This window comes from Streptomyces sp. NPDC003247 (assembly GCF_042888135.1).
Lineage (GTDB): Bacteria > Actinomycetota > Actinomycetes > Streptomycetales > Streptomycetaceae > Streptomyces.
In genome coordinates, this window is record NZ_JBIAPF010000027.1 from 23724 (window position 1) to 36278 (window position 12555).

Consider the following 12555-nt stretch of genomic DNA (forward strand, 5'->3'; position numbering starts at 1 on the left):
CGGGCCGGGCTCGGACTGGCATGACAATGACAAGTGCAGGCGGCCGGTTACGCTGTTCGCCACCCTGCGAGGATTCCTCGGCGGCCGCGCCTTCCGCGGCAGTGACCTGCACCGATGCTCAATTTGCAGCAACCGTTACGCCTGCCCGGGTGACTCGTGCGCCGATGCGTCATGTTGCAGTGGTGACGGGGGGTCGATTGCCTCATAAGTGGCGTAGAACAGGGGCGTCGCGCAGACCGGCTGGACGCCGCGTTTTGGGAGGAATCTTGAGAAGCGCACATGTTGGCGTGGGTATCGGCCTGGTCCTCGGTGCCCTGGCCCTACAGGCTCCGGCCGCTGTCGCCACCGACGACTCGGGGCTCGACATCCGTCCCCGGGCGGGCTCCGCCGGCTCCACGGTCACCGTCAGCACCACCGCCTGCGGCGACGAGACGTACGGCAAGGGCGAGTCGGAGGTGGCGGGGCCGTTCCACCTCTACGGGGACGAGGAAAAGGGGGTGCTGACCGGCGAGTTCACGGTGCCGGAAGAGGCCTCGCCCGGCACCGACACCGTGACCGTCAAGTGCCCGCCGAGGACCAGGATCACGGACACGTACGAGCTCACGGACCGCCGGCCCAGGGGTGCCGTCGAGGCCGGTTTCGGCGACTCCTCGGACACCGGACCGCAGCTCGCCCTGGGCGGGGCGCTGGTCGCCGCGGCCGGGGCCGGGTGGCTGGTACGGGTACGGCACCGCTCGAACGGGAACCGCTCCTGACCGCCCGCCTTCCCGCGCGCCGGCCCCCGGTACCGTCTCCGGCCCGGGGGCCGCGCCGCCCGAACCCCAACCCGCCCCCACCGCCACCCCCACCCCCGTCCCCGCCCAGGGCACACGACGCGAACGCGGCAGCAGCCGAGCACGACACCGGCGCGTCCTCTCCGTCGTCGCCGTCGTTCGTCCCGTCGGTCAAGCTCCTGACCTGGACGCTGGTGGTGGGCGCCGTGCTGCTGACCAGCGCGTTGCGCGACGAGCGGCCCCCGCAGCCGTCCGTGGGCCAGGCCTTCTCCGCCCCGGCGGCACCCACGCCCGGCCGCACGGCCCGGGCCGCCCACTCCGGTGTCCGGCCCCTGCCCCCCGCGGAGCCGCTCCGGCTCCGCATCCCCGCCATCGGCGTGGACGCGCCCCTGACGAAGCTGAGCCTCGACGCGTCCGGGACGCTGCGGCCCCCGCCCGCCGAGGAGCCCGGCCTCGCCGGCTGGTACGGCGGCGGCACGGCGCCCGGCTCCGCCGGTACCGCGGTCACCACGGGGCACGTGGACCTGCCCACCGGCAGGCCCGGCGTCTTCTACGGGCTCGGCGCGCTGACCAAGGGCAACACGATCGAGATCCCCCGGGCGGACCGGCGCACGGCCGTGTTCACCGTCGACGCGGTGGAGGTCTACGCCAAGGACCGCTTCCCGGACGAGAAGGTGTACGGCGGTTCCGGCCGGCCCGAGCTACGGGTGATCACCTGCGGCGGCGGCTACGTCGAGCACGCCGGGTACCAGGGCAACGTCGTCGTCTACGCCACGCTCACCGCCGTGCGGTGACCCTCACGCCCCCGGTCACAGGGCGGCGTCGTCCCACTGGGCGAGCAGGACGTCGGTCATGTCGTCGCCGGGTTCCGCGGCGCCCTCGTCGTGCAGTGCCTGCTCGGTCCAGATCACCTTGCCCTGCGCGGTGTAGCGGGTCCCCCAGCGCTGTGCGAACCGGGCCACGAGGAACAGTCCACGGCCTCCCTCGTCGGTGGCGGCGGCCCGTCGCAGGTGCGGTGAGGTGCTGCTGCCGTCGGACACCTCGCAGATCAGGGTCCGGTCGTACAGCAGACGCACGGTGATGGGCGGGGAACCGTAGCGGATGGCGTTGGTGACCAGTTCGGAGAGGATCAGCTCGGTGGCGAAGCCGAGGTGCTCCAGGCCCCAGGCCGCCAGCCGGCGTTCGCACGCGACGCGCAACGGCGCCACCGCCGCGGGGTCGGACGGGATCTCCCAGCGGGCGATCCGGTCCGGGTCCAGCAGGCGGGTGCGGGCCACCAGAAGGGCGACGTCGTCCCGGGGGGCGGGGGGCAGCACGGCGTCGAAGACGGCCCGGCAGGTCTCCTCCGGGTCCCGCCCCGGGTGGCCGGCCAGCGCGTCCCGCAGGAGACCGAGGCCCACGTCGATGTCGCGGCCGCGTTCCTCGACGAGCCCGTCGGTGTACAGCACCAGCTGGCTTCCCTCGGCCAACCGCAGCTCGGCCGCGTCGAAGGGCTCCGTGCCCCCCACGCCCAGGGGCGGGGAGACGGGCACGCGGGGGAAGTCCACGGTGCCGTCGGGGTGCAACAGGGCCGGTCCCGGATGTCCGGCCCGCGCCATGGTGGCCAGCCCGGAGGCAGGGTCGTAGATCACGTACAGGCAGGTGGCCCCGGTGACGGTCCGGCCGTCGCCACCGCCGTCCGGGTCGCCCCTGTCACCCGTGCCGTCACCGCCGTACCCGTCGGCCTCGTCCGCGTCGATGCGGGCGACGAGTTCGTCCAGATGGGCCAGGAGCTCGCCGGGGGCCAGGTCGAGGGAGGAGAAGTTGTGCACGGCGGTCCGCAGCCGGCCCATGGTGGCCGCGGCGTGGAGACCGTGGCCGACGACGTCGCCGACCACCAGGGCCACGCGCGCCCCGGGCAGCGGGATGATGTCGAACCAGTCGCCGCCCACGTCACCGGACTCGGCGGGCCGGTAGCGGTGGGCGACCTCCAGGGCGCTGGGCGCGGGCAGGGACCGGGGCAGCAGGCTGCGCTGCAACGTCACGGCCATGGTGTGCTCGCGGGTGTAGCGGCGGGCGTTGTCGATGGCCACCGCGGCCCGCGTGGCCATCTCCTCGGCCAGGGCCAGATCGTCGTCCTCGAACGGCTCGGGCTTCGTCGAGCGCCAGAAGCCGGCCACGCCCAGGACCACGCCGCGGGCCCGCAACGGGACCGTGATGAGCGAGTGGATCCCGTGCTCGACGATGCGCCGGGCCCGCTCGGGATCCCCGGCCCGGAACCCGGGGACGTAGCCGGGGACGAAGCCGGGAACGGCGCGCAGGTCCGGATCGATCACCGCGCGCCCGGCGTCCGGGTCACCCGCCCGGGAGGCCGGCGGCACGTAGGTGACGCTCTCGCCCACCGGCGCGAACGGAGCGTCCCCGCGGACGGCGGCGGCGGCGACCCGGCGCAGCGTCTCCTCCCGCCCGGTCGGCTCGTCGCCGCGCAGCACCGGCTCGGCGAGGTCGACGGTGACGTAGTCGGTGAACCGCGGCACCGCCACCTCGGCCAGTTCCTCGGCCGTCCGGGTCACGTCCAGGGTGGTGCCGATGCCGACACTCGCGTCGTAGAGCACCTTCAGGCGCTCCCGTGCCGCCTCCGCCCGGTCGGAGAGCACTCTCAGCTCGGTCCAGTCCCGCAGGGTCGCCACGCTGCCGGACGGCCCGCCGTAGCGGGCGAGCGGCCGCTGGTTCACCGCCAGCACCCGGCCACCGGCCAGATGGACCTCGTCGGTGGCCTCGCGCCCCGAGGCCAGCAGCTCGGCGGTCCGCGGTGGGAGACCCAGGTCGTCCATCCGGTGGCCCGGCGCGTCCGGGTCCAGTTCCAGCAGCCGCTGTGCCTCCTCGTTGGCCAGCAGCAGACGGCGGTCGGCGTCGACGATGACGACGCCTTCGCGCGCGGCGTGCAGGACCGCGTCGTGGTACTCGTACATGCGGGTGATCTCGGCCGGCCCGAGGCCGTGGGTCTGGCGCAGCAGGCGTCTGCCGACCACCACCGCGCCGATCGTGCTGACGGCCACGGCGGCGGCCGTGACGCCCAGCAGGACGGGCAGCTGCCGCATGGCCACGGCGTTGACGGTCGCCACCGTGATCCCCACGGCGACTCCGCCGACCACGGTGCCGTCACTGTCCTTGATGGGCTGGAACGTACGGACCGCGGTGCCGCTGCCGCCCTCGTTCTCCCCGATGACCGTGCGTCCGGTCCGCAGCGCCTGGAGGTCGTCCTGGTAGGGGATGCGTGAGCCGATCCGGCTCGGATCGGGCACCGCGTGGATGACTCCGTCCTTACTCACGACGACGACGAAGTCCAGACCGGCGGCCTCTCTGATCGCCATGGCCTGGGGCTGCAGCGCCGCCGACGGGTCGGGTGACTTCAGTGCCTGCACGATGCTCGGGGACTGGGCGATCGTCTCGGCGACGGCGAAGGAACGGTCGGTCGCGGCGCGGACCGCTTGCCGGTGGACGGTCAGGACGAGCAGGACGACGGCCACGGCGGCCAGCAGCAGCACCATCGCCATCTGGAGCACGAACATCTGGCCGACCACGCTGCGCACGCTCAGCAGCGGCCTCAGGCCGCGCCGTCCGTGCCACTGACCGCGTGGGGGATCGTTCGCGTGCTGAACGCCGGTCGAAGCCCGCAGCCATCGAGGCAATCGCGCCATACTTCCCTTTTACCCCCATCCGGGTCACCTCTCGCCGTGCCGCGCTCGAACAACCGGCATCCGCACCCGACCCCACGGCGGCGCGGGGCCGTCCTGCCGCCGTGGCGCCGTCGCACGCACCGGGACGACGACGGCGGCCCGCACCGGCCCGCACCCCCGTCACCGTCACCCGGTCTTCTCGGGCAAGCACTTCCGCACGACGGAGCGCACCGCGCTCGCCCACGTCACCTCACCGCCCTTCCCGCCGGCAGGTGCGGCCACCCGCCGCCCCTTTCCCCCGGGAATCCGACAGCAGAGCAGCGGATTCTGCGGATTTCCTCCGCGGGGGACTGGACCGGACATCGACTGGCAGCCTAAAGTGCCAGATCAGAGGGGTCGACGGGAGGGAAGAAATCCTTGCCGCGACAAGACCGGGCGGATATACCCCTTATTCCCGCACAGAGCCGACAGGCGAATGCCGGTTTTCCCCGGAGCGCATTTCCGTCGTTCAGGGAAGACGACGGATCCGCAAGTTAACCGTGCATTTCTTTCTGCTTCCCAGACACCGGACACCTCACTACGTTCGCCACTCATGTCAGGCCTCGCGCAGCCCTGCGACGAGGCCGGTGAACGAAACAGAGGTGGTCGTGATGAGCCGAGGCACTGTTCTCGTCGTCGGCGGCGGCATCGGTGGGCTCTCCACCGGCATCGCCCTGCGCAACGCGGGATTCGACGTCGACGTGGTGGAGCTCAAGCAGAGCCTGCACTCGTCCGTCCACGGCGTGGGGATCATCCAGCCGGTGAACGCGCTGCGCGCCCTGGACGCGATCGGCTGCGCCGAGGCCTGCCTGGCCGTCGGCTACTCGACGACCGCCTGGGGCCAGCTGCTCGACGTCGACGGCGACCTGATCCGCGAGATGCCCGGCGCCCGCATCCCCGGCTCCGAGCTGCCCCCCATGAACGGACTGACCCGGCCGCAGTTGCACCGGATCCTCACCGACAAGGCCCTCGAAGTCGGTGTCACCGTCGCCTACGGCAAGACCTTCACCACCCTCGCCGACGGCCCCCGGGGCGTCGAGGTCACCTACAGCGACGGCACCGCCGGCACGGTGGACTACGTCGTCGGCGCCGACGGCGTCCACTCCAAGGTCCGGCCCTATGTGCTGGCCGAGGACCTCGAGCCGGTGTACCTCGGCCAGTCGGCGTTCCGCCTCAACATCCCCCGCGAGCCGGAGATCGACCGGATCGTCCTCCAGCACGGCCCGGACGGCATGGCGGGCTTCGTGCCGATCGGCCCGGACCTGGCGTACCTCTTCTACAACACCACCTGGGAGGAGGGGCGCCGGCTCGACCAGGACAGGACGGCGGACGAACTGCGCGAGCGCCTCGCGCCGTTCGGCGGGCTGACCGGGCGGGTGCGCGACCGGTACATCGACGACGCCGCGCAGATCGTGTTCCGTCCCGAGGAGTGGCTCATCGCCCCCGCGCCGTGGCACAGCGGGCGCATCGTGCTGATCGGCGACGCCGTCCACGCCGTCACACCGCACCTCGGTCAGGGCGCCGCCCAGGCGATCGAGGACGGGGTCGTCCTCGCCGAGTGCCTGGCCGGTACCGACGACCACGAGGAGGCGTTCCGGGCGTACACCGGCCGCCGGTACGAGCGGTGCCGGATCGTCGTGGAGTCGTCCGTGGCGATCGGCGAGTACGAGATGGACCCCGCCGCCCATCCGGGCTTCGACCACGCCGGACTGACCCAGCACGTCCTGGAGTCCATGCTCCGGCCCATCTGACCGGCGGCCACCGCTCGGCACCGGCGCGCGTGTCGCGTGCCGGGAAGCGCCCGGGAGAGGAGGCGGTCGTGCCTTCGGGCGAATCCCGGGCGGCCCGCGGGGGGTGGCGGGCGGCGGGTGGTACGAGCATGAGGATGTCCGGACACCGTCCCCCCACCCCGTCGCGACCGCGTCGCCGCCCGGCCGCATGAGCGGCGCGGAGGCGCGGGTGCCGGGCCTGCTGCGGATCGCCGCCGCGTACGCCTGGCGGATCATCGCCGTCGGCGTGGTCGTCCAGGCCGCCTTCTCGGTGCTGGGTCAGTTCCACCGCATCGCCGTCGCCGTCTTCCTCGGGCTCGTCGTCACGGCCGTGCTCCGGCCCGCGACCGACCTCCTCGCCCGTGCCGTGCCCCGGCCGCTCGCGGTCGCCGTCGCGCTCGTCGGGGGCATCGTCCTCGTGTTCGGGGTGCTGGCCCTGGTCGGCGAGACCGTCGCGGGGCAGCGGGCCGGGCTGGAGCGGGAGTTCGTCTCCGGGATCGACCGGATCGAGCGCCGGCTGGAGGGCCCGCCGCTCCGGCTCGACCCGGGAGCGCTCGACGACCTCCGGTCCCGGGCCGGCACGCTGCTGTCGAGCCACCGCTCCACCGTCATCAGTACGGCGCTCAGCGGCGCGAGCCGGCTCGTCGAGGTCCTGACCGTGCTCGCCCTCGCCCTGTTCTGCTCGGTCTTCTTCACCCACTCCGGCGACCGGCAGTGGCGGTGGTTCTGCGCCCAGCTTCCCGCGCAGGCACGGAAACGGGTCGCCGTCGCGGGCGGGGCCGCCTGGCGGACCTTCACCGGCTACACCCACGGCATCCTGCTGGTGGCCGCGACCAACGCGGTCCTGGTCGGCGTCGCCCTGTCCCTCCTGGGCGTGCCGCTCGCCGTGCCGCTGGCGCTCCTGGAGTTCTTCGCCGCCTTCGTCCCGTTGATCGGCTCGCCGATCGCCCTCGCGGTCGCGGCCGTCGTCGCGCTGGCGTCGAAAGGAGCGCTCACCGCCGCGTTGGTCGTGGTCCTGATCGTGGTCATCGGACAGGTCGAGGGGCATCTGCTGCACCCTCTCGTGATGAGCTGGGCCGTCCGGCTGCACCCGGTGGTGGTCGCCCTGTCGGTCGTCGGCGGAGCGGTCGCGGCGGGGGTCGTCGGCGCGGTGGTGGCCGTACCGCTGGTGGCCGTCGTGTGGTCGGTGCACCAGGCGCTGTCGCGCCGGACGGGCGCGGCGGAAGCCCTCTGAGCGGTACGGGACGTACGAGCGGCACGGCAGAAATTGCACGGCGTGGTGGTCCGCGGGACGCTGGAGAGGTCGGCCTTGCGGCGTTCGACGGCACGGCGCCGGCGACATCTCGCGCTGCCGGGCGCCCTGGTGAGGGGGGCCGGCGGGAGACCGGGCGACCGACGATCCGGGCGACCGACGATCGGAACGGCCCCCGCGCGGCAGGCCGGTACCGGGGGCGAGACATCCGTGCCTCCTTGAGGAGATCGTCATGGACAGTGCCGTCTTGGACGCGATGCAGACCTCGTTGCGGGGACCGGTCGTGGGCCCGCAGAGCCCCGAGTACGGCCCGGCACGCCAGGTCTACAACGCGATGATCGACAAACGTCCCGCCGCGGTCGTCCGGTGCGCGGACGCCGCGGACGTCAGGGAGGCGGTCGGCTTCATCCGCGACAACGGCCTCGAACTCGCCGTCCGGGGCGGCGGGCACAGCGGTCCCGGCCTCTGTCTCGTGGACGACGGTGTCACCGTCGACCTCTCGCCGATGCGCTGGGTGCGCGTCGATCCCGGGGCGAGGACCGCGCAGGTGGGCGGCGGCAGCCGGCTGGGCGACCTCGACCACGCCACGCACGGTTTCGGGCTCGCGACCCCCACGGGCATCGTGTCGATGACGGGCGTCGGGGGCCTGACGCTGGGCGGCGGGCACGGCTACCTCACCCGCAAGTACGGCCTGACGATCGACAACCTGCTCGCGGCGGACGTCGTGCTGGCCGACGGCAGTTTCGTCACCGCCAGCGAGACCGAGCACCCGGACCTGTTCTGGGCCCTGCGCGGCGGCGGCGGCAACTTCGGCATCGTGACCTCCTTCACCTACCGCCTGCACCCGGTGGACACCGTCGGGGTCGGGATCACCGTGTGGCCGGTGGACCGCACCCGCGAGGTCCTGACCTGGTACCGCGACTTCCTGCCACAGGCCTCCGAGGACGTCTACGGCTTCTTCAACCTGTTCTCCGTTCCGCCCGGCCCGCCGTTCCCCGAGGAACTCCACGGCCAGAAGGTGTGCGGTGTCGTGTGGTGTCACACCGGTGACCCGGACCGCACCGAGGAGGTCCTGCGGGTCGTGGGCGATCCGGCGCCGCCCGCCTTCCACTTCACGGCGCCGATGCCCTACGACGCGTTGCAGAGCATGTTCGACGAACTGATCCCCAGCGGGTACCAGTGGTACTGGCGCGGGGACCTGTTCGACCGCGTACCGGACGCCGCCGTGGACGTGCACCTGAAGTACGGCGAAGCCCTCCCCACTCCCCTGTCGCTGATGCACCTGTACCCGGTCGACGCGGCTGCCCACCGGGTGGGCCCGGAGGACACCGCGTGGAGTTACCGGGACGCCGTCTGGTCCGGCGTGTTCGCCGGGGTCGACCCCGATCCGGCGAACGCCGGGATCGTCAGGGAATGGTGCGTCGACTACTGGGAGGAGATGCACCCCCACTCCATGGGCGGCACGTACGTGAACTTCATGGGGCAGGACGAGCAGCAGGGGCGGGTCCGCGCCACCTACCGCGACCACTACGACCGGCTCGCGCAGGTCAAGCGGACGTACGACCCGCACAACCTGTTCCACGCCAACCAGAACATCGAGCCCGCCGCCCCGCAGGGCTGACCGCCGGTCCGCGCGCCCGGCGGCCGGCCCGCGCCGCGGCGGGCCGGCGCGGGCCGGGGTTCAGCCGGCGGTGATCCGCAGGACGCCGGTCACCGTGCCCTGGAGGTAGGAGCCGTCCGGGGCGACGGTCCCGGCCATCTGGAGCGTGTCGTAGAGGGAGCCGACACCGACGCGGACGGAGCGGGTGACGAGGCCGGTCTCGGGGTCGATCTGGGCGTAGCGGTAGGGGTCCAGCAGGCTCGTGCCCTTGGTGCCGGGGATCAGCGGGTCCCGCAGCACGGTGTGCAGCGTGCCGTCGGCCGTGGACAGCTTCGGCACGGCGGCCGACCGCAGGGTGTTGTCCCAGACCTGGGTGCAGCCGGTCCCGTCGGCGGTGATGTCCACCCGGGTCAGGCCTCCGGCGAAGTCCGCCGAGGACGGTACGGCGTCACCGGCCCCTTCCGGGACGGCCGGGTAGGGGTAGCCGTAGGTGCCGGCGACGAAGACGCTGCGGCCCGCTCCGATCGGCGAGTTCTCGCTGCCGGGGCCGCCCGCGGTCTGGAGGACCGGCACCGAGCAGACCTCCGCGCCGGTGTCGGTGCGGTAGACCTCGAGGTGGACGGTGGTGTCGGCGTTGTCCACGATGGCGACGTACTCGGTGCCCGTCTTCGGTCCGAGGAACGTGGGCGTCGAGCCGCTGCCCCAGCTCAGCAGCCCGGGCTTGCGGGCCTGACCGCGGTCGTACGCCTGACGCCACCGGATCGCGGGTGTGCCGTCGGCTCCGGCCGACAGCAGGTAGGTGGCGTGCGTCGTGGTGACGGCGGTGCCCTCGGGGGCGGTGGAGATGCTGTTGGCGACCCGTTCGCCCGCGGGCAGGGCGAGGGAGCGGACCGTGCCGGTGCGGTCGTCCGCCACGCCGACGACGCCGCCGCCGGTGGCGAACCACACGCGGCCCTGCCAGTCCGGTGACAGGCCGGTCACCGCGTCGCCCTCGGGGATGACGGAGGCCAGGGAGAGGCTCCGGTCGACCGACAGCTCCCAGTCGCCGTCGGTGTTCCGGTGGTGGGCCACGCGCAGCAGGCTGCGGCTGCCGTCCGCGACGACGAGCCGGTCCTCGTTGTCGAGGTAGGCGTAGACGCCGCCCAGCAGTGACCCCTTGGTGAGTTCGAGCGTGGCGAGGGAGGATCCGTCGTCGGGGTCGAGCAGGTGCACCGTGGGGACCTGGCCGAAGATCGGGGTGCACAGGATGACCGGGTAGCCGTCCGCGCCGACCAGCACGGTGGGGCAGGCGGAGGCGAGGGCCACCCGGTTCGACGCCAGGGTTCCGGCGCCGGGACCGGGGAGCGGGGTGGTGTCCGAGGAGCCGGTGTCCCCGTGCATCGTGGCTGTGCCGTCGGGGCCGGCGTAGGGGTTGTGCGGGGGAACCGGGGTGTACACGCTGCCTGTGGACGCGGCGTCGGCCGGTGCGGTGGCGGCCACCGCCAGGAACGCGGAGATCAGCCCGGTGATCAGGGGTCTGCGGAGCGTGCGGCGGCGGGCGGGGGAGGAAGACATGACGCGGACGGAGTCCTTCCGTTGCGGGGAGGGAGGGCCCTCGGTCGGGGGAGCGCCGTCGGGGACGGCAGGGCAGGGTGGGGCCGTGCGGGTCGTGCACGGCCCTGCGGGGTCATCGGGTGACGGCGGAGCGATGCGGTGCCCGCGCGGGGTGGGAAGCGTCGAAGCCGGGAGAAACCGGGAAGAGGAGGCGTCGGCAGGACGGTTCGACCGCGCGGGGAGCCGCCGGAAGACGCGGCGGCTCAGCCGGTGCCGGTGGCGGCGCCGGGAACGGCGGCCCGCCGGGTCAGCCCCGGGGACGACGACAGAGGGCGCCGGACGTCCGCGCGAGATCGACGTGACGTCGTCGCGTGAGAATCCTGGGCCGGTCCATCATGTGCATGATCGAAGCAGCTCGGTGACCGCGCGGTCAAGGAGCTACGGGGCCGAGGAGCAGCGGGGAGTGCCGGAAACCGTCCCGCAGGGTGCCGGGAACCGTCCCTCGGGGGTGCCGGGAACCACCGCGCGGGGAGCGGCCGGGACCGCGTGCGCGGCGGGGGGGGGGGGGGGGGGCCCCCCCCCCCCCCCCCCCCCGGGGGGGCGCGCCGCGGGCCCCCCCGCCCCCCCCCCCCCCCCGCGCCCCCCCCCCCCCCCCCCCCCCCCCGCCCCCCCCCCACCACCCCCCCCCACNNACGGACGCGGGGGGGGGGGGGGGGGGGGCCCCCCCGGGGGGGGGGGGGGGGGGGCCGGGGGGGGGGGGGGGGGGGGGGGGCGCCCCCCCCCCCCCCACGCCGGTCGGTGACGGTCCGCGCGGGGAACCCGTGGACACCCGGTCACCGTCGACTCCCGGTCACGGCGCGGCGCGTCCGTGCCCCGTGTCACGTCAGCCGTACCGTCCCGTCCCCCGCGCGCTCCGTCTCCAGCACCCCACACCTCGTTGCGGCCCCGGCGCAGCACGGATCCGGGAACGTACGGGGAGTGCTGCGGGCCCTCGGACCGGTAGCGCCCCAGGCAGAATCCGTCGACCCAGACGAAGCCGCACCGCCAGCCGGGCCCGGTTCCGTGCGGACGCCGTCGACGTACAGCCTGACCAGGTCCCGGGCCCCGGGGAGGGTGAGGGGCGGCGCCGGACGGGGGGCCGGGGACGCGCAGCCGGTAGCGCACGAGTCCGCGGCCGCGCTGCTGCCCTACTACACCGGTCACGGCAACTACGGACGCGTCGTCGGGATCGTCGGTGCCTCGCGGACCGGCCGCCGCGTGATCGAGCTGCTCCGGCCGTTCGACTTCACGGTCCTCGTCCACGATCCCTACCTAGACGACGAGGACGCCGCCCGCCTCGGTGTCCAGGCCGTCGGTCTGGACGACCTGACCAAGCGCAGTCACGTGGTCTCCCTCCACGCCCCCCAACTCCCCGAGACACGCCACATGTTCGACGCCCGGCGGCTGGCCCTGCTGCCCGACGGCGCCACCCTCGTCAACACCGCGCGCGGCTCCCTGGTCGACACCGACGCGCTCACCGCCCAGCTGGCGTCCGGCCGTATCGACGCGGTCCTCGACGTCACGGATCCGGAGGCGCTGCCCCCGGACTCGCCGCTGTTCCGGCTGCCGAACGTGCTGCTGACCCCGCACGTCGCCGGCTCCCTCGGCGGGGAGCTGGGCCGCATGGCCGACCACGCGGCGGCGGAGGTCACCCGTTACGCCCAGGGCCTGCCGTTCGCCCACCCGGTGCGCCCCGGTGGCCTCCTCCACGGCGCCTGACGGGCGAGGAGGGGCCACCGGGGCGGCACCCGGAACGGCCTCGCCGACCGGACGTGACACACCCGAGGGTGCGCCGACGCCCGTCGGGTCCGGCGGGCTGATCACACCCCGGAGGTGACCTCGGTCTTCTCGTCCGAGCCGGTGTCGCCGCCGGCGGCGGCGAGGGCGCGGT

General features: G+C 73.9%; 9 protein-coding genes and 1 pseudogene. 6 read left to right on the plus strand and 4 right to left on the minus strand.

Annotation, left to right across the window (positions count from 1 at the left end):
* The first annotated feature begins 287 nt into the window (after positions 1 to 287).
* A complete protein-coding gene (locus ACFYWQ_RS43045) occupies positions 288 to 755 on the plus strand; it encodes a sortase (RefSeq protein ID WP_389526177.1) in 468 nt (155 codons plus the stop codon).
* Between the two features lie 224 nt (positions 756 to 979).
* Positions 980 to 1567, plus strand: coding sequence for a class F sortase (locus ACFYWQ_RS43050; RefSeq protein ID WP_389526179.1), 588 nt, complete (start codon positions 980 to 982; stop codon positions 1565 to 1567).
* Between the two features lie 15 nt (positions 1568 to 1582).
* Here ACFYWQ_RS43050 and ACFYWQ_RS43055 read toward each other — a convergent pair whose 3' ends face one another.
* Entirely contained in the window at positions 1583 to 4354 is a 2772-nt protein-coding gene (locus tag ACFYWQ_RS43055; protein ID WP_389526198.1) for a SpoIIE family protein phosphatase, read from the minus strand.
* Positions 4355 to 5082: 728 nt separating this feature from the next.
* Here ACFYWQ_RS43055 and ACFYWQ_RS43060 point away from each other — a divergent pair.
* From ACFYWQ_RS43060 to ACFYWQ_RS43070, 3 genes are all read left to right on the plus strand, one after another.
* Positions 5083 to 6222 carry an FAD-dependent monooxygenase gene (locus ACFYWQ_RS43060; protein WP_389526181.1) on the plus strand — a complete coding sequence of 380 codons (1140 nt, stop codon included), beginning with the start codon at positions 5083 to 5085 and terminating at the stop codon, positions 6220 to 6222.
* Positions 6223 to 6409: 187 nt separating this feature from the next.
* On the plus strand, positions 6410 to 7474 hold the full coding sequence (locus ACFYWQ_RS43065; protein ID WP_389526183.1) for an AI-2E family transporter: 1065 nt from the start codon (positions 6410 to 6412) through the stop codon (positions 7472 to 7474).
* Positions 7475 to 7724: 250 nt separating this feature from the next.
* Positions 7725 to 9113, plus strand: coding sequence for an FAD-binding oxidoreductase (locus ACFYWQ_RS43070; RefSeq protein WP_389526186.1), 1389 nt, complete (start codon positions 7725 to 7727; stop codon positions 9111 to 9113).
* 60 nt (positions 9114 to 9173) lie between these two features.
* Here the strand turns inward: ACFYWQ_RS43070 and ACFYWQ_RS43075 are convergent, their stop codons facing one another.
* The 3 genes from ACFYWQ_RS43075 to ACFYWQ_RS43085 form a co-directional block, all read right to left on the minus strand.
* Positions 9174 to 10646 (minus strand): hypothetical protein, encoded by a 1473-nt coding sequence (locus ACFYWQ_RS43075; protein ID WP_389526189.1) that lies wholly within the window; start codon positions 10644 to 10646, stop codon positions 9174 to 9176.
* Positions 10647 to 10932: 286 nt separating this feature from the next.
* Positions 10933 to 11028 (minus strand): putative leader peptide, encoded by a 96-nt coding sequence (locus ACFYWQ_RS43080; protein ID WP_389526192.1) that lies wholly within the window; start codon positions 11026 to 11028, stop codon positions 10933 to 10935.
* Positions 11029 to 11063: 35 nt separating this feature from the next.
* Positions 11064 to 11828 carry a hypothetical protein gene (locus tag ACFYWQ_RS43085; RefSeq protein WP_389526200.1) on the minus strand — a complete coding sequence of 255 codons (765 nt, stop codon included), beginning with the start codon at positions 11826 to 11828 and terminating at the stop codon, positions 11064 to 11066.
* Between ACFYWQ_RS43085 and ACFYWQ_RS43090 the strand changes: the two are divergent.
* Positions 11793 to 12383 (plus strand): annotated as a pseudogene (locus ACFYWQ_RS43090) (NAD(P)-dependent oxidoreductase); the annotation flags it as partial. The gene ACFYWQ_RS43085 and the pseudogene ACFYWQ_RS43090 overlap by 36 nt on opposite strands.
* Positions 12384 to 12555 lie beyond the last annotated feature (172 nt).